This is a genomic window from Vibrio hepatarius, assembly GCF_018860525.1.
In the GTDB taxonomy this organism is placed as follows: Bacteria; Pseudomonadota; Gammaproteobacteria; order Enterobacterales; family Vibrionaceae; genus Vibrio; species Vibrio hepatarius_B.
On the sequence record NZ_JAHKPM010000045.1, the window covers coordinates 38,775 to 61,120 of the forward strand.

30 protein-coding genes are annotated in these 22,346 nt (G+C 44.3%); all 30 read right to left on the minus strand.

Annotated features, from left to right (window positions below; all coding sequences use genetic code 11):
- Positions 1-17: 17 nt before the first annotated feature.
- Positions 18-689 (minus strand): phage tail assembly protein, encoded by a 672-nt coding sequence (locus KO511_RS13370; protein WP_252724368.1) that lies wholly within the window; start codon positions 687-689, stop codon positions 18-20.
- A gap of 95 nt (positions 690-784) precedes the next feature.
- A complete protein-coding gene (locus tag KO511_RS13375; protein WP_215987913.1) occupies positions 785-1,273 on the minus strand; it encodes a phage major tail tube protein in 489 nt (162 codons plus the stop codon).
- Positions 1,273-2,451, minus strand: a complete 1,179-nt coding sequence (locus KO511_RS13380; RefSeq protein ID WP_215987914.1) for a phage tail protein — start codon at positions 2,449-2,451, stop codon at positions 1,273-1,275. The genes KO511_RS13375 and KO511_RS13380 overlap by 1 nt, the downstream gene beginning before the upstream one ends.
- Positions 2,451-2,657: a hypothetical protein gene (locus KO511_RS13385; protein ID WP_215987915.1), complete on the minus strand. Its 207-nt coding sequence runs from the start codon at positions 2,655-2,657 to the stop codon at positions 2,451-2,453. Before KO511_RS13385 ends, KO511_RS13380 begins: the two co-directional genes overlap by 1 nt.
- Positions 2,658-2,771: 114 nt before the next feature.
- The gene (locus tag KO511_RS13390; RefSeq protein ID WP_215987916.1) at positions 2,772-3,710 is read right to left on the minus strand and encodes a hypothetical protein; all 939 of its coding nucleotides are present in this window, start codon (positions 3,708-3,710) and stop codon (positions 2,772-2,774) included.
- On the minus strand, positions 3,710-4,870 hold the full coding sequence (locus tag KO511_RS13395) for a phage tail-collar fiber domain-containing protein (RefSeq protein ID WP_215987917.1): 1,161 nt from the start codon (positions 4,868-4,870) through the stop codon (positions 3,710-3,712). Before KO511_RS13395 ends, KO511_RS13390 begins: the two co-directional genes overlap by 1 nt.
- Positions 4,867-5,490 carry a phage tail protein I gene (locus KO511_RS13400; protein ID WP_215987918.1) on the minus strand — a complete coding sequence of 208 codons (624 nt, stop codon included), beginning with the start codon at positions 5,488-5,490 and terminating at the stop codon, positions 4,867-4,869. The genes KO511_RS13395 and KO511_RS13400 overlap by 4 nt, the downstream gene beginning before the upstream one ends.
- The gene (locus tag KO511_RS13405) at positions 5,474-6,454 is read right to left on the minus strand and encodes a baseplate J/gp47 family protein (protein ID WP_215987919.1); all 981 of its coding nucleotides are present in this window, start codon (positions 6,452-6,454) and stop codon (positions 5,474-5,476) included. The genes KO511_RS13400 and KO511_RS13405 overlap by 17 nt, the downstream gene beginning before the upstream one ends.
- On the minus strand, positions 6,451-6,783 hold the full coding sequence (locus KO511_RS13410; RefSeq protein WP_215987920.1) for a phage baseplate protein: 333 nt from the start codon (positions 6,781-6,783) through the stop codon (positions 6,451-6,453). The genes KO511_RS13405 and KO511_RS13410 overlap by 4 nt, the downstream gene beginning before the upstream one ends.
- Positions 6,780-7,478, minus strand: coding sequence for a phage baseplate assembly protein V (locus KO511_RS13415; RefSeq protein ID WP_215987921.1), 699 nt, complete (start codon positions 7,476-7,478; stop codon positions 6,780-6,782). The genes KO511_RS13410 and KO511_RS13415 overlap by 4 nt, the downstream gene beginning before the upstream one ends.
- 22 nt (positions 7,479-7,500) lie before the next feature.
- A complete protein-coding gene (locus KO511_RS13420; RefSeq protein WP_215987922.1) occupies positions 7,501-7,941 on the minus strand; it encodes a hypothetical protein in 441 nt (146 codons plus the stop codon).
- Entirely contained in the window at positions 7,907-8,434 is a 528-nt protein-coding gene (locus tag KO511_RS13425) for a phage tail protein (protein ID WP_215987923.1), read from the minus strand. The genes KO511_RS13420 and KO511_RS13425 overlap by 35 nt, the downstream gene beginning before the upstream one ends.
- Entirely contained in the window at positions 8,412-8,744 is a 333-nt protein-coding gene (locus tag KO511_RS13430; RefSeq protein ID WP_215987924.1) for a hypothetical protein, read from the minus strand. The genes KO511_RS13425 and KO511_RS13430 overlap by 23 nt, the downstream gene beginning before the upstream one ends.
- A gap of 1 nt (position 8,745) precedes the next feature.
- Entirely contained in the window at positions 8,746-9,078 is a 333-nt protein-coding gene (locus tag KO511_RS13435) for a hypothetical protein (protein ID WP_215987925.1), read from the minus strand.
- Between the two features lie 77 nt (positions 9,079-9,155).
- Complete coding sequence (locus KO511_RS13440; RefSeq protein ID WP_252724369.1) at positions 9,156-11,312, minus strand: head maturation protease, ClpP-related; 2,157 nt, start codon at positions 11,310-11,312, stop codon at positions 9,156-9,158.
- Positions 11,305-12,792: a phage portal protein gene (locus KO511_RS13445; protein WP_215987926.1), complete on the minus strand. Its 1,488-nt coding sequence runs from the start codon at positions 12,790-12,792 to the stop codon at positions 11,305-11,307. The genes KO511_RS13440 and KO511_RS13445 overlap by 8 nt, the downstream gene beginning before the upstream one ends.
- Positions 12,785-12,991: a hypothetical protein gene (locus tag KO511_RS13450; protein WP_215987927.1), complete on the minus strand. Its 207-nt coding sequence runs from the start codon at positions 12,989-12,991 to the stop codon at positions 12,785-12,787. Before KO511_RS13450 ends, KO511_RS13445 begins: the two co-directional genes overlap by 8 nt.
- A complete protein-coding gene (locus KO511_RS13455; protein WP_215987928.1) occupies positions 12,988-15,078 on the minus strand; it encodes a terminase gpA endonuclease subunit in 2,091 nt (696 codons plus the stop codon). The genes KO511_RS13450 and KO511_RS13455 overlap by 4 nt, the downstream gene beginning before the upstream one ends.
- Positions 15,059-15,529 carry a DUF1441 family protein gene (locus KO511_RS13460; protein WP_215987929.1) on the minus strand — a complete coding sequence of 157 codons (471 nt, stop codon included), beginning with the start codon at positions 15,527-15,529 and terminating at the stop codon, positions 15,059-15,061. The genes KO511_RS13455 and KO511_RS13460 overlap by 20 nt, the downstream gene beginning before the upstream one ends.
- A gap of 590 nt (positions 15,530-16,119) precedes the next feature.
- Positions 16,120-16,308, minus strand: coding sequence for a hypothetical protein (locus KO511_RS13465; RefSeq protein ID WP_215987930.1), 189 nt, complete (start codon positions 16,306-16,308; stop codon positions 16,120-16,122).
- A complete protein-coding gene (locus tag KO511_RS13470) occupies positions 16,309-16,578 on the minus strand; it encodes a hypothetical protein (RefSeq protein ID WP_215987931.1) in 270 nt (89 codons plus the stop codon). It abuts the gene before it with no gap.
- 54 nt (positions 16,579-16,632) lie between these two features.
- Complete coding sequence (locus KO511_RS13475; RefSeq protein ID WP_215987932.1) at positions 16,633-17,022, minus strand: M15 family metallopeptidase; 390 nt, start codon at positions 17,020-17,022, stop codon at positions 16,633-16,635.
- Between the two features lie 35 nt (positions 17,023-17,057).
- Positions 17,058-17,342 carry a hypothetical protein gene (locus KO511_RS13480; RefSeq protein ID WP_215987933.1) on the minus strand — a complete coding sequence of 95 codons (285 nt, stop codon included), beginning with the start codon at positions 17,340-17,342 and terminating at the stop codon, positions 17,058-17,060.
- A gap of 211 nt (positions 17,343-17,553) precedes the next feature.
- On the minus strand, positions 17,554-17,991 hold the full coding sequence (locus KO511_RS13485; protein WP_215987934.1) for a hypothetical protein: 438 nt from the start codon (positions 17,989-17,991) through the stop codon (positions 17,554-17,556).
- Between the two features lie 389 nt (positions 17,992-18,380).
- Positions 18,381-18,659, minus strand: a complete 279-nt coding sequence (locus tag KO511_RS13490; protein ID WP_215987935.1) for a hypothetical protein — start codon at positions 18,657-18,659, stop codon at positions 18,381-18,383.
- Positions 18,660-18,925: 266 nt separating this feature from the next.
- A complete protein-coding gene (locus KO511_RS13495; protein WP_215987936.1) occupies positions 18,926-19,513 on the minus strand; it encodes a hypothetical protein in 588 nt (195 codons plus the stop codon).
- Entirely contained in the window at positions 19,514-20,146 is a 633-nt protein-coding gene (locus KO511_RS13500) for a phage N-6-adenine-methyltransferase (protein ID WP_215987937.1), read from the minus strand.
- Positions 20,146-20,559, minus strand: a complete 414-nt coding sequence (locus KO511_RS13505) for a hypothetical protein (RefSeq protein ID WP_215987938.1) — start codon at positions 20,557-20,559, stop codon at positions 20,146-20,148. Before KO511_RS13505 ends, KO511_RS13500 begins: the two co-directional genes overlap by 1 nt.
- Positions 20,525-21,454: a hypothetical protein gene (locus tag KO511_RS13510; RefSeq protein ID WP_215987939.1), complete on the minus strand. Its 930-nt coding sequence runs from the start codon at positions 21,452-21,454 to the stop codon at positions 20,525-20,527. The genes KO511_RS13505 and KO511_RS13510 overlap by 35 nt, the downstream gene beginning before the upstream one ends.
- Positions 21,447-22,175 carry a hypothetical protein gene (locus KO511_RS13515; RefSeq protein WP_215987940.1) on the minus strand — a complete coding sequence of 243 codons (729 nt, stop codon included), beginning with the start codon at positions 22,173-22,175 and terminating at the stop codon, positions 21,447-21,449. Before KO511_RS13515 ends, KO511_RS13510 begins: the two co-directional genes overlap by 8 nt.
- Positions 22,176-22,346 lie beyond the last annotated feature (171 nt).

Below are 22,346 nucleotides of genomic sequence, written 5' to 3' on the forward strand. Positions count from 1 at the left end.
GAGAATGCCGCCAATCGTTAAAAAAAAGCGCCCACCTGCGGTTTTAGCGCTAGGTAATCGTTAGTAGAAAGGAATTCAAAGTCTGACTTTTCAAGGCCAGTTACAACGCGAAACATAAAGTCTTCACGATCTTCGTCATCAACCAATTCTGCCAACGCTTCTGAATGCGAGGTAAGCGGCACATTAAAACGAATGTGTTTAATTTGTTCTTCTACCTCATTTGAGAATGGATGAAGCAAATCAAACTCAAACTTATTTATGTCTAGAGCATTACCTTGTGCTAAATCAGCAGGAGTTAAAACAAACTCACAAATATCCGCATAGAGCTTGTGAAAATCTGGTGCTTTGATAACCGCAAACTGTTTTTCTGTCAGTTTGCTGCACTTAAGAATCGTTGCTTTACGCTGCTCAAAGATTTGCAGGTGAGTCATTTTCTTTTCATCCAGCTTTATATGAGGTAAGCGTTTGAACTCGGCGATTGGCAGAGTCTTTAACTGCACAATTCGTAGTGCTTTCGCTTCTGCTTGAACTTTATCAATCTGGATTTGCAGGCTTTCTAGCTCTTGCTCTGGGGTTTCTTCGGTTACCGATTTTAATTTGGCCTTTAGCTCAGCAAGTTGCGCTTCCAACTTTTTGCTCTGATCATGGTCACGACTGAAAAATTTAAGGGTACTGGTGTTGTTAAGCATTGAATTTGCTCCATAAAAAAAGCCCCCGCAAATGCGAGGGTTTGGTGTGTAGATATATTTCATTATTGTTGAATGAATCGGTTTGGCTGTTTATCTTAAATCCCCGCTTCAGCCATTAGGTCTTCACCGAACACAATCATCTGTCCGGTTTGACCATTAATGTCATGGATCAACTCACCCGTATCAATCAGCTTATAAGCCTCGCAGGTGCCTTCGATGGTCATTTCTGGTTTTTCACCCATCTTTTTAGGATTTGGCTTAACGCTTTTTACAGTGGTGTATAGAGAGTGCAGCTCTTCATACCGCTCACCTGTTCGGGTGATCCCTTTCTCTGTCACGTTAAACTGCCCGGGCTTCATCATAAACTTACGAAGTGCTCGGGAAATCGCTTTGCGATCCCCACGAACTTTCACCGACCAGGTGAGTTTGTTAAGGCGAACCATGTCATCCATTTCTAGAAAAGAACCGTCTGTCGATTGCTCTTTAAAAGTGATTTCTGGCATAGAGATCTCAACAATCTCATTCATCCACGGCACACCCTCAAGCAGTGCCGTTATTCGTCTTGCAATGCGATCTGCTGCCATTACTGTGTCACCTCTTCAAGGAATTGTGCGATTAGCCCATTATCTACTGACATCTCGTAAACCATGTGCTCGTTCGGAGAATAGCGCCCGTAGTCCAAACAAATAAACCAACGGCCTGAGGTATAGTTTTCTACGGTATTTTTGCTTGGATGAATATAAGCTTTAAACTTAGGGATGACTTCTTCTGCAACCAGCCCTTGGCCCCAGTTGGTTAAGCGATCAATCACCTGCTTCATGAAGTCAGCAGTTAGCAGTTCTCCCATTAACGGCTGCGAGGTTTCTTCAACCTTACGCGCCATTAAATCTTCTAAGCCAACGTGAGCAATAAAGCGACCTGTATTACAACGGTTACCGATGATTGAATAACCTCCCATTCGGGTACGACAGATCGTCACCACACCATGCTTATTCAGGAAGTTAGCTTGTGTCGTTTTGTTATTGATCACATAAGAAATATGCCGTGAAGTGTACTCGCAGTTCACCCCTCTGTTTTGTGGTGATTGATGCCCCTCGATAGAGGCCATTGCAGCCACCAAGGCGATAGAAGCTGGTAGCGTCACCTCTTGACCGTTACTTTTGGTAACAAACCAAGGATCGATGATCGCCAGCTTGTCTTGGCCTGTACCTTCTGCACCAAAATTGGCCGCAAATTCCGCCGCTGCCATATCGTTAGTGTTTGGCCCATCTATCACTGGACGACAACGTACATCACGACCGATCAGCGAAAGCTCCTGCCCTAAGGTAATCGAGCTAAAACCAGGAGCCGCAATAATGGTTGGTGTCTCCGCACAAGATGTTGCTGTTCGAATACCTGTGACAGCGCCTGTATCGGTATCTGTACCACCAATAATATTGACTTCAGTTGCTGCATTGTTCGCACCTTCGGCCACGACCGTAACGTACAAAATACATTGACAATATTTGAGCAAGTATTCAACCACAAGTGGTAAAGAACCTGAGCGTTCACCAGTACTATCAAGCATCAACATTGCATGAGCGTAATCCCATAGCCGTGTTGATTCGTTAAGAGGCAGACCTACATTTTTGTTTGTCGCAGTACCGGTTAAGTGGACCACCTGCTGAGCAAGCGGCCCCATACTGACAAGAGGTTCAATGGTATTGACCTCTGCACCATTCATTTCAAAGTCTTGAATCGGAGCTAATGCTGATTCAGCCATTATTTAGCCTCCTTTTGTGTTTGGGTTTCAATAGCCGGCTTAGTACCTGGCTTACCCACTTTTCCACTTAACAGCAGAAATTGGGCCTGTGCTGCTGAAAGAGAGATGGTTTTCTCTTCCAGCTGATACCAACGGCCATTCAGGCGCAATGGCTTGAGGATTGGGTAATCCTGCATCTTGCTTTTCGTTTTAGCGGTTGTCGCCATAGATAAGCTCCGGTTTTTCTTTCGGTCAAAGTCTTTGGATAAAAGAAAACCCAGCATAAAAGGCTGGGTCTGAGGTTTGAATAGGTACAAAAAAGCCTGCTGAATGAGCAGGCTTTAGTTAGCTATATTAGATAGGACTGGACGCTCCCCATAGGGAAATGTTTCCAATTCAGGGTAATCACTTAGAACTTTTCTGTCATTTAAAAGACGTAGAAAATTATCGTGTGATTTTATGGGCGATGTTCTAAGTTCTTCTGGATAACCTTGATCTTTTTCATATTGATCGATTCTATTTAAAACTTTGGTTAGCTCACTATCTCGCCATGCTTTTTCTTCTAAAATCTTAAAAGGAAGGTGCCGATCAATGTCATATTCCCAGCATTGATTGATATGTGACCATGAATCGTAAGGACCATATTTATCAAGAGTATGAGCATCTGGGATATCGCCCAATTCCTCAATCTGATAATCGTTAATATCTTCATTATCTCGGTCTTTTGCATAAGCCATTTCTCCACGGAAATCGACTAATACTAACCACTTACTATCGACCAATTTAATACCATAACTGTCTGTCGGTTTAGGTGGTTCCTCAAAAGTATGATCTAATGGAAGTTCAAAGTTATAATCAGCAACTAGAAACTCATTTCCCAACTTATCAAAATAAGCTTTACCAATAAGATCATCATAGACTTTCCAACCACTATCCTTTGTGTGAAGAACTGTTTGAGTTTCGACATCATACTTTGGTGGGTTTTGAGTAATCGCCCACTCTGGGTAATTATCATCAGGGTTACCAATAGCATATTTAACACCCTTATCGTTCCAATAAGGCTTGAGAGTCATGTCTTGAATTTCGTCAGACCAAGTATCGGTATCACGATCATATCGTGCAATCATGCCGCTTAGGGATGGGGTGTAGATATTTTGCGTAAACTCATCACCTAGAGCTGTACCTTTGGACACATACTCTTGAGTGTTTTTCAACCACCATCCGTCTATGCTTATTTGGGAAACATTGACGAGTTTAGACTCAGAGAAAAAATGTTTCATTACGCCATCCTCACAATCCAGTTAACTTTACGGTGGTTTATGGTGTTTTTTAATGCCCCAAACATTGCAATCATGACAGAGTGAGCGTGGGAACCTATAAATACAGAGTGAGCATGAGCACCTGCATAGTCTGTATGTCCTGTTTGGGGCCCATGGTTGCCAGTTACTGGTCTTTGAGTGCTGGGGTTAAAGTGATTTGCATTTATTCCATATGAATGACGGTGGTTACCAGCTACATTCGTATTTTTTGATCCGAGGTCTGTCGAGCTTACCGTTGAATTGGGATGCCCATGCTCTTTAACCTGACCTTCCTCAAAAACACCAATTACCTCGTTATTTTCTTTCCCTATAACACCGCAACCTCTCATATCAGGAATAATGCCATCGGTGAACACCTTCGCAAGCTCTGGATAGACAGCAGTATCAAATGCTTGACTTTTCATGATCGCAAACCCTTCAGGAGCTACATCAGTAAACCAAGGGATAGCAGCACCAACAGGGAATATCTTAGCTGCTAAGCCAAGCCACAATTTATCAACCAATCGTTGAGTCGCAATTGCACGCCACAGTTGCGGCAGTTTTAGATGTTTTAGCTCTACTGATTCATCGTCAATATCATCATCTATTGCTGCATTATCTTTTCGCTCGTAATCTTGCTTGTTTTGTTCATCCTGCTCTTTTATCGCGTTGGATAAATCAATCGGGGTAACAAACTGAACTGATGGATCAATCTTTGCTTCAATCACCGAAGTGTTGCCTGGGATAAACTTCAAACGAATTGTATAACTTTTCGCAGAACCCTCTTCAAGAACTGGCTTATAATCACCAGGCTGACGAGCGTAGCTGTATAAATCCCCATTTTCATTAACAACTTTAACTCCTGCCTCTCGAATGTAAAAATCTCCATCCTCTGCAGGAATCTCTGCACGAGCAATCCAGATTCCTGAGTTTGTTGAGTCTTTTTCAATCGTGATTGGATAGTGGTGAACTTGATTGATAAGGTCTGTTTGATTAGCTGGATTCTCAGAATCCGGCAATTCCCCGTCACCTACGACCAATACAGCAAAATCTACATGTTTACTTTGCTGTTTAGCCAATGCTTCAAGGCCAAAACCCGTCTGCGTTACATAGGTGCGGTATCGATCAGTATTTACTGTCATTGACTGGCTGGCTCCGATGTGGCTATTACTCTAATGTGGTTATAAACACCAATGCTAGGTACTGCTTCGCTGGTAAACCCATCGGGAACATACGGCTTTGAAGTCATTGTTACGCCTATTTCAGTTGTAACTCCAACATAAACTTCACCAGATGACTGGCGAGAAATGTTGATGCTCACATCATCACGTTCTGACTTGTACGTTCCAACTCGGGTATCCACTCGTTGGCTGGATTCCTCGGTTAACGGCTTGTCCTGAAGGTAAGCCTCAACTTCTAAGGAATAAGGTTTTATTCCTTTACTGATCGTGGAATCAAAACCCAGTGCATTCAGCGACGTTCGAAGTCCATAGCGAGTTCCTGCTTTGCTGTGGATCTCAAAGGCTTTGTCTGTTGTTGAGCGTTGCTGCTCTAAAGTGTCACCAGGTTGCCAATCTTGAACACCTCGCTCACCAGCAAGCACAGCAACAAACTCGTCTGGGCAAAGTAACGGGTTCTTAAGATTTGGGTAAGGAGACTCAAGCTTTTCAAGCACCAGTACCCAGGCGTATTCTAAAGACTCTTCAATAATGGTCCGGTTAGAAGGTTGAATGCTGTTGAATGGTTCATTCTGCTCTGACATCAATCACCACTCCTATACACCGTGGTACTTCATCCCATTCACACACAATATTCTGCGAAGGTTCCTTTATGATGGGGCGCACACCTTGTTCGTAAAACTTGTGAGCAAGCTCATCCGTTTCTACATCCGTATCCAATTTGAACTTGCTCTCTGCAAATGCATTGGCAATGGCAATACCCTGCTCTTTGGTGAAGTCATTGTTAGGATCGGCTCCCGTTCTTGCTATTACACAAATGGTGTAATCTTTGAACTTTGGTGCTTTAACCGAAATCTCATCTGACTCTTGCGCAATGTCATCACGGTTTAGGTAGGCTTTTACCCTATTGAGCAATTCTTGAGAAGGCTCACCCGTTGGTGTTTCTCGGCTTAAAATAGCATTCGATACTTTGCCTGAATTTGGCTCAACCATTCTCGGCTGTGCATCTTTAACCGGGTTACTCACCACCTCAGTTGGGAACTCATAACGAACCGTTACTACATTCTCTTCAGATTCCATCGTGATCTTCGGGCGTTCATCTAACGTTAACGCATGAAAACGATACCCCATGCGTGTTCCTGTGGTATGAAACTGAAACGGCGCCATGTCAAAGCGCGTTAGCAAATCTTCATTTGACTCCATCACCGCAGGCTTAGGAGGATGTACACTGGTATCTTCTTTCACCAGTGTTTGGCGCTTCAAGCCGTATTGCAGCGCAAGTAAATCAACCATGTCCGATTCAGTCACAAACTTTCGGAACATCTGCAACGCCCAATAGTTTTTCTCTCGGACATCAGAGATGTATTTAAGCGTTAAGGCCTGAGTCACTTGAGCAAGTAGCTCACCATCATTTTCTAAACTTTCGCGTAACAAGGCTGACTTTTCTTTATCTTGACCTGCGCAATGCTCCACAGCGAAGTTGATATAACTTGCCAGTGTTTCCTCAAAATCTGGCACTTGAAAAGCTTGTGGGGTTGATGTGCTCATACACTCGTACTCACGTCAAAAGGCTCTCCATTCCAACTGCCCCATACCTGCACGCGAAAGCCGTTGCTGTTTGGGGTCGCTTTGCAACGGACTATCACTACATCTTTAATATGGCTATGTGGATTGGTGAGCGCTTCTATAGAAAGGTTTTGAACAATTAAAGCTTCGTAAGGCGTTTGGTTTTTACCTAGCCGGCTAAGTGCTCGGTTGCCAATTTTTCGCCGCTTAACCCGCTCTGTTAATTGAGTGGTCAACACACGATTAATTCGGCACTTCAAGGCACCAAGGTTATAAACCGTCTTGCCCGTTTCTTGGTCGATGCCGATCATGGTTTCGCCTCGCTTGTTGGTCGGCCTTCGTCGTCAATATGGTGGTGCAACTTGACGCTATAACCATCAACAACCACATCACCGTTGGTCACATCCATACCACCTGCAAAGGTCGCAACGCCACCGCCTGATCCGCCAGAAATAGCAAACGCACCTTGATGGTTAAACGCCCCCGTACTCACAATATTACCTGTAGAGATCGTGTCTCCAGTTCGGTTGGTGTTGCCAGTGTGTTCTTGGTTACCTTCGTGCGTTAAATCAGCTCGCAGAGTTTTACCGCCTGGGTAGATACAAGTCAGTGATCCCGAATCAAGGTTGTACACTTCCTTCATCCCCCCGCCGTAGTCTCTAACGACCTCGTTCTCATTGAAAGAAGGAAAAGGAAACTGTGTGGAACGAAGTCCCATTAACACAACCGCATTGTTGAGGTTATCCCCATCACCAAGATTAATAAGAATGCACTGCTCACCAACAGTCGGCCTTCGATAGTCACGCACTCGGCCCATCGCAGGAACAAAAAATGGGATGCTCTTAGCATCATTCGAACTGCTTTTAACATCGACGGTATTTTCATAAGCCGCATGAACTGTCCCAATACGGATGATGTTAGCTAATCGCCGCTCGATGTCCTGAAGCTGCTCAACGAATTGCTTGAACTTCTTCTCAAGGCTTAACAGTCTCTGGACTAAATTCATAGCTTTCCTCTTCCAGTTCTACTTAATCTTCTAGCGGGCCTACGTAGATTTGCTGGCGCATTGTTATTGTGCGAGCAAATACCCCCAACTCTGGGGCAAATTTACTTGGCAGATTAGACACCAATTCTGCATCTTCATGATTAAAGTCATCACTAAAGAACTGATTGCAAATTTCTCGCTCAATACGGCAAGAAGCATCCAACGCTTCTAGATCAAACTCATCAACTGAGGTAGGCACTTCAATCATAATGCGTAGCTCAATTCGATGTTGAGATCGCTCTTCATTGCTCAAATGGTTAAAGGGATCGCTTTCTCCCACCTGGTAAGTGAAAGTGACATCGGTTAGCTCATTCGCTACACGCTTGTAGATAGATTCAATCTTAATACCCATCTTATGTTCAAGGTGCTTGATGACAATTTTCACCCACTCACGCGGCTTTCGATAATACGGTTCTGAACTCACGACTGAAAAACTCCTGAAACTTGCGGTTTATCTCTGGTATATAGAAACCTAAGGTGTGCTCAACGTCTTGCGAGATATCCTCTTTCACTAATTCAATGTCAGACCGAGCACTACTTTTACGACGCCACACTAATAGCTCTCCGCTGTCCATTGGTGAGATAAATGCACCTTCGTAAAAATGGCTACCAACTCGAACACCCTTTCTATTTTGCATAGGCATTCCGATCCGGTGAACAGCGATGTCATCCATGCCGATCCACAATTTGGATACTCGACCGTTCTTGTACATACGAAAGCGAGATTGCAACGCCTTGTTGCTTACCTTTAACTCATAACCCAGCTCTGCTTTAACCACCGTTCTCAGCCACATATTTGTCGCTCTAGCCGCTCGCTGAACAACTTGCGGTAGCTCTTTTTCGAATGCAGCGTATTGCTGAATAAAATCGGTATCGAGCAGTGCGCGGTTAGTATTAGTCAAACTCTGAGTAACCATTAGATGATCCTTTCACACTGATCACTAAGGTATATTCATTGGTGATTTGGCTAGATTTAGAATGCTTCTCTAGAGGCGCTTCATACACCAGAGAATAAGTTTTACCTTCGTATTGCATCGAGCAGTTCTCAGGCAAGGTCTGGTGAGTAAGCAGGCACCTAACAATATGATCGCCTTTTTGCTGCTTTTTCACGTATCCCGTCACCTTTATTGGTGAACCATCACTCACAAACACCTGTTGAGGCGAGCTAAAGCAATCAGCAATGGATGCCCGAACAAGTGTCCGAGCATTATCAAAAAAGCTACTCATTTTAAGCAACCAGTTGGGTGATTACCTCACCTGTAAGCAATACACCGCCATCAATGAACACACCAATGGGTTGTTCTACTTCCCCTTCTATGGCTGGCTTCGTTTTGGTGAATGATCCAGCTTCAAGATATGCAGGTTCACAACCAAACGATGGCGAGTCACCTTCTTTGATTGGCCCATCGTAAAAGCCTTTATAAGTACAAGTGACCACTTCACCAACTTCAGCTTTAAAGCTTGGTACAACAACCAGTGCCCCAACGAGTACAGGCACATCTTTCACAAAACCACCTGCCGGAGCCACAACAGCAATTTTTTTACCTTCTGCAATCTGCATAGGAATCTCTCTGAATTTTGTAATGACAAACAAAAAGAGAGCACCTAAGTACTCTCTTCGATTAGAACTTCCAGCAACTATCTAGCAGCAGCGAAAGTCGCTTTCGCAATACCACGACGGTCCAACACCTTAGAGGTGATGTCGTAAGTAATACGGAACTTGGCACCGTCACTACTCCAACCATCGCCCGTTTCAAGCCAAGGGTCTTGCTGACCGTCTAAAAAGCCCATTAACACGGTGTCAAAATCTTTACCTGTCAGACCAATCGCACCATTGATTGAGTTAACACGGGCCGTTTCAATGACCTTACCAAACTTCTTGTAGGCTGCATTGAATGTATCCGGCTTGCTTGCGGTATTCAACACAGCTTCAAGTATGGATGCATGGTCTGGACTCGCAACAAGAATTTGCCCGCGAAGGTCGAGAGGGTCGCCCTCTTTTTTGCCTTCAAGTGGGGTAGTAGTCGCAGTTGCAAAGACCTTATGTAACTCCATAATTAATTCTTCGTATTTACCTGCTGTAACACCTTCGACTAAGTTACCCCATTCACCTAGTACCTTCTTCGCAAAAACTGATTTACTATCACCCATCTGACCACTGAGAATGGCGTTAAACATCAGCTTATCTGCTAGACGATATCCCGCTTGCATAAACTTACGTGGTACTTTCGAGATAAGGCCAATCTCATCATTAATGATGAACTGACGAGTAAACTTAATTTCACGTCCAAACGTCGCAAGCTGAATACGCTCACCGCTACCTTTTAAAATCGCTTCTTTGTATTCACCGTCTTCACCAACGTTCATCAGGTCTGGCGCATCGTTCACCATGGTCAGTTCGGTTTCACGGAAGTCTGGCAAGTCTTCAACGTTCGCTAATTCACGCCATAGAGGTGAGCTGGCTTCACGCTCATCACGCATAACAGTCCGAACAGACTCAGTGACGATTTCACTAAAGTCTTGAGTGTTCATCGCTCGGTTGACCAATTCGTTTTTGGTCATGGCACTACGAGCATTTACACCAAGGGATGCACGCGCCATGTTAAGCAAAGATTCATGCCCAAAGCTGTTGTCTTTTTCTAGTTTACCCACTCCACAACGTGCATTGAGTGCATTTTGCAGTTCATCTTTTACGTGGTTGCCGTTGCCTGTATGGATTTGCGTTGGTGTAATGCCGTTCGCTCCACCATCAGCGCTTTGTTGGCCGATGATATTCATGAGACTTTGCGACGCATTTTCCATCGTAAAATTAGGATCGTTTAGAACCTTAGTGGTTTGCTCTTCACTTAAGTTGAGCGTATTGCAGAGATTCTGCAGATTCTCACGGTCGTTGTTCATATTACTGAGAATACGAGCGGAGGCCATTTCAACAGTGCAGTCCATGTCTTCAAGCATGGTGTTCATCAGTTCGCTTTTAACACCATGCTTGTTACACAATGTGCGAATCGCTTGTTGACGTTGGTTCTCTGCCTTTACAGCATTGATTAGTTCATTTGGTTTCGGCATGTCGCTTACCTGTTCAGATTGGGTTGATTCTGGTTGAAAGTGTTCGGCAGGTGCCGTTTTGTTGGATGGCAATTCTGGCTTACCAAACGTGATGCAATTCAATAGGGATTCTGGCGCGTTTTTGAACTTGGCGATTTCACTGGCGTCTGATTCTTTAAAGCAGTTGGTCAGATCGACAGAGTCAATGACCTTATCAATCAGCCCCCACTCCAAAGCCTGTTGCGCGGTGAACCATGTTTCTTGAGCCATTGCTGCGAGAACATCTTCTAGATGCCTCCCGCTTCGTTCCACGTAGGCACTAGAGACCGTCGTTTTCGCATTTTTGACTTGAGTTAATGCGCTCTCAATCTCGTCCTCTTCTCCCCATGCACCAATACTTGGGTTATGAATCATAAACGTTGAGTTTTCTGGCATATGAATTTCATCACAAGCCATCAACATGTAAGTGGCGATTGACGCAGCTAGGCCATCAACAACACCGATCGTTTTGCCTTTGTGAGCTTTGATGACATTGAACATCGCTAAGCCTTCATAGACACTGCCACCGTAGCTTTGAACACGCATCATCAAATCTTTGTCGCCAATTTGTTGAAGTGCTTTCACCAAATCAATCGCTTCGATGTCCCAGCCACCTATATCACCGTATATATAAAGCTGGGCGGTTTTATCTGAAGCTTCATTCTTTAACGTATACCAACTCTTGGTTGGCGTTGGCACTTGTTTAGGCATTAAATGTTCCCTCACCTTTGGAGTTGGTTTGAACTTTATCCGCAAGGTTATGAGCAGGGTCCGAGGTGCTAACGATGCCATCGTTATTCATTTGCTCTCGTTCTGCTTTAATTTCCTTGCGAGTAGATAATGGATTGATGTTGCGCTCACGCTGAGAATGACTGAGTGAAACCAGACCTAAACGAGTGCCTTTCTCGATGCCCGTCATCTCTTTCGCAGGATCTATCCACGGCATAACTGGCGCTTGATAGATAGCGTTGAGCACGCTCGCTGGGTCAACACTGTTAGGAATACGCAGTTCACCATTAAATATCGCCATCGTTAATCCTTGGCGATACTGAGGACGAGTCCAATTCAGTACGAACTTACGTTGCAATACGCGATAGCGCCCAAACGAATCAACCAGTTCTTGTCGTTGCGATGAGTAGTTACCGTCATATTCGCGTGTTACTGAAGAGTTATTCACCCCTGCAGCGCCACTCACTAAACGTTGCTGACTACTTCGAAACGGAGAACTCATTGCCTCTTTACGGTTTGATTCGACAATCCCTGCATCTTCACCACGGCTCAACTCAAACGAGTTACCCATTCCAAGGAAGATATCCCCACCACGATCAAAATCGTCACCATCTGGCGTATTGACGTCTCGTTTGATGAAATAAGCAAAACGAGAAGCAATCTCTGCGCTGACCATTTCAGAGTGATCGTAACTTTCTAAGCGACCAATCAGGTCAAGTGATGAGTGGAGCAAAGAGATACCGCGATTTTGGTGCAATCGACGAGTAAACTTGAGGTGGCACATATACTCTGCACCCACCTCAGAAAACTCAAAGCCCTTTGAGTTACGCTGGATTAAATAGCTTATCGCCTGACCAAGCGCATTACGTTTAATGCCCTCGATGATCCCGCCTTCTTCTTCCGTAATATGGCGAGGGATATAGTCAGGTTCGAACGGTTGAATAGCAAAAGGCGTTTCACCTGGATAAGTAATATCACGGTGCTTTCCTAAATACATTCGCCCAAACACTTCACCATCTCGTAACCATGTTCGACAGGCCAGTAGCTCTGTTTCACTTCGGGATGTCTCTGCATCAATGTTCTGACTAAGAGAATGCTGCTCATGCCAACGGGCAATTTCTTGTGCAAACTCGATATGTACGTTGCCATCAAGATCAAGCGGTTGTGGCTCAACCATGATCCCGTTAGGCCCCACTACATTCGCGCACAACTCATCAAGAATCGCAGTCACAAACGGGTTGTTTTCATCCCCGTCTCGCGCTCGCTGCGCAATGGCTTTTGCTCCCTTATTTAGCTGATTCGGAGTCTCTTTGGAAAAGCCTCGCTTTTGTTTAGTTTTAGGGTCAGTAGGCAGTGAAGCTCTGTACTTGTTTAGCAAACTTCGGTCATACAACCGCTTTAAGCCTTGTTCTGGGCTAAATACGGCAACAATGCGGTCAACAACATTTAATGGACTATTCAAGGTAGTTCCTCCGTACCACACTGCGTTTTTCACTTACAATCAATCGCTGCAAACGCTCTATTTCACCGCGAACAGTACTGAGGTTAGCAAGAGTAAGCTTTTCTCCCTCTGCCGTTTCGACTGACTGTTGCATTAAGATTTTCTGTTCAGCAGCTAAATACCATGCAAGGCGTTCCCGATTGGTTACTATTGGTGTCATCCGTAAATGCCTCTTGAATGGTTGTATCGGCGCTTTGGTTTGCGCTCGAATTCGGGTTTAACATCGGCGTCTACCACATTACTATTTAGTTGCCACTCGGTAGCCCAATGAGGTGGCTTTGACCAGTCGATATCATCACCCCCTAAGTAGTGCATACCTGCTTCTGCATAAGAGCAAAGGTCTGTGGTTTCGTTGGCCGTGTTCGCTAGACACTCCCAATCACCTTTGTCATTGATAAACTCAGCAGTGAGTTCTTCGTACCACTCGCGGCTTGCCCATTTGGGTAAGTGGAAGTAACGAGAGCCGAACTCTAAACGAGAGTAGCTGGCAGCCACGCGGTTCTTTAATCGGTTAGTGTGGAGCAGAAGTAAAGGTACTTCACCATGCGCGATCTTACTGCGCTTATCTGGACGGGTTTCTTTTACTAGCTTGTCGATGTCTCGACTTGCTCCCTTAACCACGCGAAACAGGTGCGCCAAGCTCTTAGGCTTTAAGCTGTTGTAAAACTGATAGGCCTGATCGGTTACTGACGTTTTCTTCCCGTCTTTCTTATCACCGCTACCACCTGAGTCACATAGGGTAAGCACTGGCTTCATGACACGGCCAGAGCCATCTCCTAGTGGGTAAGTCTTTTTAATGACTTGCTCAATGAGCAATTCCCAATCTTCTGCATACACTGCAGGGTTCAAACGTTCATTGTTGCGGTTTGAGTTGGTTAGAATTTCAAAACGATCAATGACCCAACGCTGTAAACCTTCACCATAGACTTGAGCTTGAACCACAAAACGAGCATTCTTTTTACCGCCTTGCACGTCAATACTCATAATTAGGAATCGACCATCTTTAGGAATAACAGCGCGAGGGTAATCCACCGATTTTTCCATCAACTCATGAGCACCAAAATCATTGCTTTCGGTTTGGAGAATGTAAGGCCTACCAACGTCAACGTTGTAGAAGGACATTAGCTTATTCTCATCCCCCGTTTCTTCAAACTGCCTTTGTGCCGCGAGATACAGACGAACAAGCTCGTCCCAACTTTGGTAAGTCGCTACCACACCCTCAAACCAGAATGTCGCCCATTTGGACTTCCTTATCTGGCTCTCATCAGTCACTTCTTTGCCATATTGATCAATAGCGCCTTCTCGGAACCATCGACCTTCTAGATTTTTATCTTGTTTCTGCTCTTCACGGATAACATGAATACACCGCGGGCATTTCACATGCGCTGTTTTTGAAATGTCAATGTCGTTTTCTAGTGAATCGTCCCAGTGCAGAGTTTCAAACACAGGCATAAACCAGTGATCACAATCACCACACCACCAATAAAAGCGGCGGCGATCGCCTTGATTATAGATCTCCGCAATACCACCGCATGGTTGCGACTGGTGTGCGCCCAACTGTTCATCAGGAATGGGGGATTTGACTAATCGTCCAGGTGAACTCTCTGCCATTGTCATGCCAGAAGATTTAGCATTTTGAACACGCTTGCGCATCAGCGAGAATTTATCACCCTCTTGCCCTATTCCGTCATCATCACGGTCATAGTCAGAGCAAGCAACATAGCGATAGGTTTCGGCTGATAAACTGGTTTCGGTTGCTGAATCTAGGTTAAGGTTCATCCTATTAAGAAAGTGCTTATAAGTCAGCGTATCGTCTGACTTTCGCCCCGTTCTTAACTGAGCAATCCCTTTAGTAGCAGCAAAACAACGAGCAAGGTCTTTCTTTGCCATGCTCTCTGCTTTCTTCTTGGTGGAGTAGATCAGCAGCATATCACCAGGGGATTGGGTAAGTGCGTAATTGATCCAACCTTCTACCAGTGCTTTGGTTTTTCCGCTCCGCGCAGGTCCCATCAAACCGACAACATCATAGATTCGACGCGGTAAGCTATTCATGGGTTCGCACATATAGGGAACTTGGCTGGACAGGAACTTGGTCACATCTGTACCGTTAGATATCCACAAGTCTTCGTCTGCTGCTTCAACTGGGGTTTTGTCTTCTGGCCTACACAAGTAAGCCAATTTCCGGCGAATAACTGCAGCATCAGCAAATTTTACCCCTAAACAATCATCAAACTTGTTCAAGCTCATCCGTTACCGCCTGTAGATCAAAATTAAATAGTCGTTCTAGTTCTTCAAGTTGCTGTGGCGTTATCGTGGAAACAGCGGTTTCTACCCTTGTAATTGCAGTCGTTTTAAACCTTTTGATAGCCGTTATGCACCGACCTAACTCACTCTCATAATCCGTAACATCAACAACTTCTTCAGTGTCTTTCATAAACTTGAGCTTTTCGCCTTGCGCTTGGATATAAGCGCGAAACTCAGCGGCGGTTTTGAAACCCATAAGATCTGGTGCATCAGACTCTTTGCGTGGAGCTTGAACTAAATAAGGCATCACCTGAACAAGATCATAAAGTGGCGTTTGACCTTTGTAGGCCAATGGCTCTATGCCTGCTGCTTTGAGCTTTTTGCGAATGGTAGAACGATGATAGCCAAATACCTCTAGCTCAGTCAGATTCCAGAGGCGCTTTTCATTATTCATAATGACCCCTGAACTGGTTAAATTTGGTTGTCTCGTCTCTCCGAGTGTCACGCCTTTTTCGCCTGAGCTTGACGTTAGCCGTAATGAGGGGATTTCGCCCTTGGCTTGTTTCTTTTTGACTTTTTCTGTGCGCTCACATGTAAGGAGTAAGCAACGGGTCAGGTTACTTCATGGTTATAGCTAACATAGAGAAACAGCGAGAAACCAACGCTTGCCTAGATAGGCGTAGGAATAGGGTCACCACTTTGGGCACTGCTGTTAAATGGCCGAAGCCTGGCAATGCTCGACGGCATCGCAAAGTCACTAGCACTGACTGCCCAAGTGGTGATTATTGTTGCTTTATTAATGGCTCTCGTTCGAAAGCCATTTGTAAAACATCGTGTCTTGAAGCTACTTATGCCTTAAAGGGTTGCTAGCCCTACCTCATCCCTGCCTATTGGCTACATGCGGGATACGTTGCAATCACATGCTGACGCTAACTGATAACAAGTGCGGTCAGTAAAACACTCGAAGTGATTTACATCGCTTCTAACTGAGCCCGGAGCTCAGCGAGGCGAATTGCGCTATCTTTGTCCAAACAAACACCACCATCACTCAGATCTATCACGTTTAGATTCTGAGGCCAGCTCGGCAAAGGTCTTATCGGACTTGAGCACGCCGTCATCAGAATTAGCGATAGCAGCAGCAGGATCATCCGCATACTCTTTGGCCTTTTTTCGGTTTAACAGGTTAAGAGCTGCTGCAAAGAACCTTGCTAGCACCTCGGCTGCACGATTCATCTAAACACTTCCGATATTTTGGGAGTGCTTATAGTTACCTGCGGCAAAATCCCAAACAAAGCGAAGCCACCAAGGCCATTTGGCTTTGAACTCTTCGCTTACCTGAGCATCTGCATGGGCGATAAAGCCCACTATAGTGGTTAGCATACCAATAGCCATATATACCCAATTGGGTACTTCTGGGTCTGGTGCTAAGCCTGAGGCCGCAAACACGGCGGATGCTGCCAACATCGTAAAGGCAGCGAGGACGAATTGGATTGTTTGCTTCACAGATCACCTCCATAAAAAAAGCAGCCAATTGGCTGCTGGTTATAAGATTCCTATCTATTCATTCAGGAGTTCGAAGTGGGGGCCATCATAACTGCCCCGTTCGTGCTCATCTTTACTAGAGCCGTTTTGGTTCCAATCTCCACCCCATCGAATACGAATGCCGATCACCTCTGCGGCTTTGAACATCGCCTCGGCTACTACCGGGCATTTATCCCAAGCCACTTTGCCAGCAAGCAGAGGAACAAGGTCAACCGCGTGGCAAAAGCCATCATCTTGAATAAGGTGTTTGCTATTCAGCGTCCATGTTCTTTTTGGTTTGCCGTAATACAGTTGGCGTTGACGCTCGTTAGTTCGTACTGTTTCACTAACTGAAATATCGACCTCTTCAAGAAAGGTGATAGCAAGAGCAACACATGCTGCTATTTTGGGGTGTAGTTTGTGCAAACGAGTTAGGCTGCGTTTGCCTAAAAAGAATTGAGTCATTGCTTTCTCTCTAATGCTCGTAGGCGGTGCTCAAGATCTCGTTTATCCGAGTTGTATTCTTTTCGAAACTGCTCACTTCTATCAGCCGCTTCTTGAATATCTACTCGAAGGTTGAGCATGTCAGCTTGGAGTGTTGCGAGAGAAACTTGATTACTACTCACCGTTCCACCAATCCAAAGAAGTAGTGCAGCAATCACTGCAGAGGCAACGGTAACCAAAATTTTAGTTTGGTTAGAATCGTGCTGAACTTGAGTATGTTTATCGCTGCATGAATTTGACATATATAGCGCCCACAAAAAAGCGCCCGACTTTCGGTTAAGAAAGGGGCGCATTTAAGTAATAAACCGTAGATAAAAGAAAACCCCGCCGAGGTGGGCGAGGTTTTGCATCCTGGAAATAGTGCTCCATTTTTGGGTGATTGTCAACGCTCAACTATGAATCAATATCAATATGTGACCTATTTTGTATTTTTATGTATGAGACTGATATTTATTATTGATATCTAACGTCCGGTTGCATTACCCAACCAACTTTTCCTTTATGCATTCCCTGTATAACACGCACTTGGTACCAAGATGTCATTTGCCCTTCGACGTCAAGTTTGGCAGAGTCAATAACTTCAATTCTGCTTCCGTTATTAACGCGCTCAATATGTAAATCTTTGTTATTTACTCCATGGGCTGCAAGAATATCAGGTTTCCTCAAAAGCCAACTTCCATTGTTTATTGAATCGATTACAAGCTTAGGCTCAGATTGCGGTGCTAAGTTAAAGTTATTCGTCGTAAAGGACTCACCACTTTGATTAACAATAGAACCAGAGTTGTTTTGGTTGTTGTTCACCACTTGCGGAGACGCATTTAAGTAACTTACTCCAGCAATTGCGGTACCAATAATCGTTGCAATTGACGCAAATTTTCCTAGCTTTGTCATTATGTTAGTCCTTATCCATGATAGTTCTCGGAAAAATATCAGTCTACAGAACACCATGTTACAAAGTAGATTTAGAGCTGTCTTTAATGAAAAAAGCAGAAATGATAATTTTCTATAAAGCACAAACTTTTTGTGAAAATAGATGTTAGTTTAATAACTAAAAGGATATTGTAGCCAAGGTTAAGATTGATACTAAGTTCGACCTATTGCTGGACTATTGATAAGTGTTGGGTCTAACTACTAAAGTGGTACGAAACGTCAGTTCGTACATACAAAATAAGAATTAAAAAGAAAATAAGCAGTGCTAAACACTACCGACTACTCGGTAGTGTTTAGAAATCTGTGTCAGATCTAGTCATAACTAGCACAACTAACAGTTGTTATCATTTTTACCCATTTCGTAGTTTAATATCACATTTATCTATAAATTCTCTTGTTTCACCAAGTGTTTGAACATTGATTGCCTCCTTCATAGCTTCAGGAGGAAGTTTGTATTTAATAATATAAATCTTAGTTGCCGTTACAAGTGTAGCCTTAACTATCTGACATACTTCCTCTGAATCATGTCCATTGAAATAATCTTGATTCGCTATAACACGAGCATCATTAGGTTCCAACATGTCCAAGGCTCTTCCTACAAAACCTTCATCTTTAGTGCTTCTTTCCATGTTCTACTCCTTATGACATATTAACTTATTAAAAAATATCGACATTAATCGTATTTTGCTAAAGCCTATTAACAGAAAAATTGACGTCTTTCACTCTCATAAAATGCACCATTGCTCATATGAAGTCAATTGGATAAGATTTGAGTTGAGTAAATCCAGATTAACAATATATGAATGGCAATAGTTCATAACAAGGAATGAACATAGATTTTTTAGAAAAGGCAATATGCTATCGTGAGAAACAACTATTATCGGTTTCCATCACATTACGCAGCTTCCTCTTCTCTTTTTATCCTCTCCATTAAAGCGAGCATCGCTATCGTACGCTGATCGCTCAACCAGCAAGTAAGTTGCTGCAAAATGGGTAAGTACTTACGCTTAAATACCGAATAGGTGCAGCGGAACTTACCGTCGGATACCAGAGCAGCAAAGCGACTGTGCTCATCCCACTGGATACGCCCTTCATTGCAAAAGGTGCAATTGCGCTTTTGGCGACGTTCGGTTTTGTAATAACCCGAACCGTTGCATGTTGGGCATATTTGACCTAGTTGGCTAGTTGCCTCAGTAATAGCTACTTGCACTATCGCTTTGTACGCTAACTCGCTCTTTTGACCTCGGTTTTTTGCTGTCATGTTGATTAGCTCTAGCATAACCACTGGTTCTAACATCTTACGAGAATGAAAGTCTTTATGGATTTCTGTAAACAAAATTAAAAAGCCTACAGGTGATTCTTTCCAAGAGATACCAACCATAGCAAGCTGTTCTTCTAGGCTAAATATGCCCTTGCCTCCACCTCCTTGTGAATAATTGATGCCTTTTAATCCAAACTTAGCCAATAATGTTTCTGGTCGCATCTATGCTACCTCCCGTAGTCTTGTTCTGAAGTTGACTCCTAGCTCACCTGACACGCCTCTTGTAAACGGAATTTTCGGCGTATAGTGCATGTGGTGCGGTGTCCATAACACAAAAGCAGACGGAAAGTTAACACCGCGTTTTTGGGTTACTCCATCGATATCAAGAAAATTGTAACGCCCATCCGGTTCATATATAGCTGTTGCCTTACCATCAACGAGTTCACGCCACCAACCTGTTGCTGGCTCATAAGGCAATAACATCAAACCACTGTTGCCATTCTGCACCTCTTGAAATGCTTTTCGAATGAACAGTTGCTTGAGGTCAAATGGCGGATTGCACCACCAATCGTTTTCCCAAGGTAATCTCAAGGCATCAAAGCCCACGATCTTAGCTTGAGGGTTAAAATCATCCGCGGTAAAACCCGTACCTTGCTGATGCAGATTACCTGATCGTTGTTCCAACCAATCAATCGAGGTGTAAAAACGGTTTACTTTAGCAGTGGCTGGCTCTGCTGCTACGTCTAGCTGGAATGGTTTACCGTATAAGGCTACGCCATCTTCAAAACAATCCCAGGTAGTTGCCCAGCGGTTTTTGTCTTGTACTTTGGTTGTTGAATGTACGAGGATCGGCATTATGCTCTTCTCCCTCGTTCTGCTACCCTTGCGAAAACAGAGCCTGTACAAAACTGTTTTGGCTTAGGCCTATTTTCGATACTTGGTAGCGTACTCTTATCCTCAATTTGAACGAGGTCACGTGGTGGTAAGGCACCCTGCTGATCTTTCTCAAGATACTTTCTGAGCGCTGCTCGATGCTTTGCGCGAGCTCTTGGCTCATCAAGATATCTACGACATTCAAAACCTACTTCTTGATTTGCCCAATATTCTGCTTCACCTAGAGATTTGCCGCGTAACATACGGGAAAAAGCGGCATCAAAGTCAACATCAAGCAAGTCACCACGAGCAATAAATTCAGGTAAACTAGGCGGCCACGCTTCCCCACCGAGTAAAGATTTATTCACTGCTTTGCGTATCTCCGTTATCGACATGGTGGAAATCCCTTGAACCCAAGTCGATGGTAGCGCCGTGTGTGGCCATTTCGTCCCGAACGCTTCCACAAATTTGGTGTTCACCCACTCTGCTGGACTGAGTTGAATGATCTGATTGCCCAATTGGTGTGGCAGTGTGTCCGTACTGTTCGAGCAAGCGCTGGTTGTGCTGCTCGAATCGGTTTGCTGTAGTGCCCGTTCCAGAGTTTGTTTGGTTAAATTTTTCATGCTCATCAGTCCATCTCTCTTGGCTGAGGTAAGTGGTTAGGTGTAGTTTGTCAAATCCGAATTGATGCCTGTTCACTCGTTCAGTGACATCTTTGGTGAGCATGTCAGTAAACTGCTCGGGGGACTCTGTTCGCCCCTTGATGATGGACTTGAACTTGGCTAACGCCTGTTTCTTGCCCTTTTTGGTTGGATAAACTTTCCAGAGCTTTTCAAACAAAACGGTCAAAGCGTCAGGTTGGCTTCTAAGATCTCTTGTAGTAGTCTCTGGTAGTCTCTGTGTAATCTCTGTTTTAGTTTGGCTGATTTCGCCGTCACTGCTTGGCGCATTCGTGCGGTCTAGTTTGGCGCATTCCGCCAAACTAGTTTGCTCCATTCGTACAATCAAGTTTGGCTCATTAATGCGGTAGAAAACTTTGCAAGGAACGCCTTGTTTTTTCTCTTCAAGAATACCCAAATTACGCAGTTTTTTACGCGCTGTGTCTAGTTCTCTGCGAGACATTCCTGTTTCGTCTTGCCACTCGTCTTGAGTTTTGTAAAACCACCCAGAAGAGTTCGTTCTGCGGCTCCAATAAATACTCTGGCTAAGCATTAACGCCCCCGTAATACCAATGCCCATTTTGACAAAGGAGCGATGAAACGCGATGGGCCTATCTAGAAATTCAATCACAGGCCACCTCTGCTAATACTTTGTCAACGTTCTTATGGATAACTTCAAACTCAACCACCCAAACGTAAGGGTTTTGGTCCCAGTTGTTATAAATAGAGTTCCAAAGAGACTTAAAAGCATGTGTCGCCTTTTCATACCAACCCCACTGTGGCGCGTGAGATCTAGAATCGGGGTGAGCCTCTAAACCTCCCCATTCGTTGTATAGCGAGTTGTATCGGAAACCTTCGCACTGAGCCTGATCTTCGGAAATATCTTGAATTTGCTCAATCCGCACATCGGTTACTTTAAGGGTTAAACGACTTGCACTTCGAGGCATGTGGATAGAGGGAACCCATTTGTAACCACGAACCTCATGGTCTGAACAATTTGCGAGCCCAACTGGTTCACTCGCTTTATATCGATATTCGTGTATCTCCGTTAGGCACATCGGGCTAACTTGCTGAAAGTCATCATGTCCAAGAGCAGAGAAAGTCTCACGAATCCAAACTAGATCTCCTATTGAGGCAAGAGGACACATGTCCCCAACAAGCTCATCCCAAAATTGGCCTTCCTTAGTTTTTTCTATATTGATCATGGTTTCGAAGACTTTACTAGGCCACCACATGTAACCACTACCGCTATCAGTTGGCTGTGGTTTCATTGGTCTGCGAGTTACCGTCTTTCGACCATTTATGATCGCTTTAACCATTTCGGTATTAAAAATCATAGGGACAACTTTCATACTGCCACCCCCGCTTTCATTGACGCGAATATTTCTGCTGCCTTTTGGCGAGATACGACAAAACGGCAGGTGCCATTACAGGCTAACCAGACGTTACAACCCTGGTAAATAATTAATGTAAGACTCATTGCACGAAGTTCTCTTAGGTTGGTTAGTGTTTGCGTAAATATG

Excerpts from the sequence above, each read along its gene's own strand:
- KO511_RS13370 (WP_252724368.1), bottom strand. The coding sequence starts at position 689 with ATGCTTAACAACACCAGTACCCTTAAATTTTTCAGTCGTGACCATGAT.
- KO511_RS13375 (WP_215987913.1), bottom strand. The coding sequence starts at position 1,273 with ATGGCAGCAGATCGCATTGCAAGACGAATAACGGCACTGCTTGAGGGT.
- KO511_RS13380 (WP_215987914.1), bottom strand. The coding sequence starts at position 2,451 with ATGGCTGAATCAGCATTAGCTCCGATTCAAGACTTTGAAATGAATGGT.
- KO511_RS13385 (WP_215987915.1), bottom strand. The coding sequence starts at position 2,657 with ATGGCGACAACCGCTAAAACGAAAAGCAAGATGCAGGATTACCCAATC.
- KO511_RS13390 (WP_215987916.1), bottom strand. The coding sequence starts at position 3,710 with ATGAAACATTTTTTCTCTGAGTCTAAACTCGTCAATGTTTCCCAAATA.
- KO511_RS13395 (WP_215987917.1), bottom strand. The coding sequence starts at position 4,870 with ATGACAGTAAATACTGATCGATACCGCACCTATGTAACGCAGACGGGT.
- KO511_RS13400 (WP_215987918.1), bottom strand. The coding sequence starts at position 5,490 with ATGTCAGAGCAGAATGAACCATTCAACAGCATTCAACCTTCTAACCGG.
- KO511_RS13405 (WP_215987919.1), bottom strand. The coding sequence starts at position 6,454 with ATGAGCACATCAACCCCACAAGCTTTTCAAGTGCCAGATTTTGAGGAA.
- KO511_RS13410 (WP_215987920.1), bottom strand. The coding sequence starts at position 6,783 with ATGATCGGCATCGACCAAGAAACGGGCAAGACGGTTTATAACCTTGGT.
- KO511_RS13415 (WP_215987921.1), bottom strand. The coding sequence starts at position 7,478 with ATGAATTTAGTCCAGAGACTGTTAAGCCTTGAGAAGAAGTTCAAGCAA.
- KO511_RS13425 (WP_215987923.1), bottom strand. The coding sequence starts at position 8,434 with ATGGTTACTCAGAGTTTGACTAATACTAACCGCGCACTGCTCGATACC.
- KO511_RS13430 (WP_215987924.1), bottom strand. The coding sequence starts at position 8,744 with ATGAGTAGCTTTTTTGATAATGCTCGGACACTTGTTCGGGCATCCATT.
- KO511_RS13435 (WP_215987925.1), bottom strand. The coding sequence starts at position 9,078 with ATGCAGATTGCAGAAGGTAAAAAAATTGCTGTTGTGGCTCCGGCAGGT.
- KO511_RS13440 (WP_252724369.1), bottom strand. The coding sequence starts at position 11,312 with ATGCCTAAACAAGTGCCAACGCCAACCAAGAGTTGGTATACGTTAAAG.
- KO511_RS13450 (WP_215987927.1), bottom strand. The coding sequence starts at position 12,991 with ATGACACCAATAGTAACCAATCGGGAACGCCTTGCATGGTATTTAGCT.
- KO511_RS13455 (WP_215987928.1), bottom strand. The coding sequence starts at position 15,078 with ATGAGCTTGAACAAGTTTGATGATTGTTTAGGGGTAAAATTTGCTGAT.
- KO511_RS13460 (WP_215987929.1), bottom strand. The coding sequence starts at position 15,529 with ATGAATAATGAAAAGCGCCTCTGGAATCTGACTGAGCTAGAGGTATTT.
- KO511_RS13465 (WP_215987930.1), bottom strand. The coding sequence starts at position 16,308 with ATGAATCGTGCAGCCGAGGTGCTAGCAAGGTTCTTTGCAGCAGCTCTT.
- KO511_RS13480 (WP_215987933.1), bottom strand. The coding sequence starts at position 17,342 with ATGTCAAATTCATGCAGCGATAAACATACTCAAGTTCAGCACGATTCT.
- KO511_RS13485 (WP_215987934.1), bottom strand. The coding sequence starts at position 17,991 with ATGACAAAGCTAGGAAAATTTGCGTCAATTGCAACGATTATTGGTACC.
- KO511_RS13490 (WP_215987935.1), bottom strand. The coding sequence starts at position 18,659 with ATGGAAAGAAGCACTAAAGATGAAGGTTTTGTAGGAAGAGCCTTGGAC.
- KO511_RS13495 (WP_215987936.1), bottom strand. The coding sequence starts at position 19,513 with ATGCGACCAGAAACATTATTGGCTAAGTTTGGATTAAAAGGCATCAAT.
- KO511_RS13500 (WP_215987937.1), bottom strand. The coding sequence starts at position 20,146 with ATGCCGATCCTCGTACATTCAACAACCAAAGTACAAGACAAAAACCGC.
- KO511_RS13505 (WP_215987938.1), bottom strand. The coding sequence starts at position 20,559 with ATGTCGATAACGGAGATACGCAAAGCAGTGAATAAATCTTTACTCGGT.
- KO511_RS13515 (WP_215987940.1), bottom strand. The coding sequence starts at position 22,175 with ATGAAAGTTGTCCCTATGATTTTTAATACCGAAATGGTTAAAGCGATC.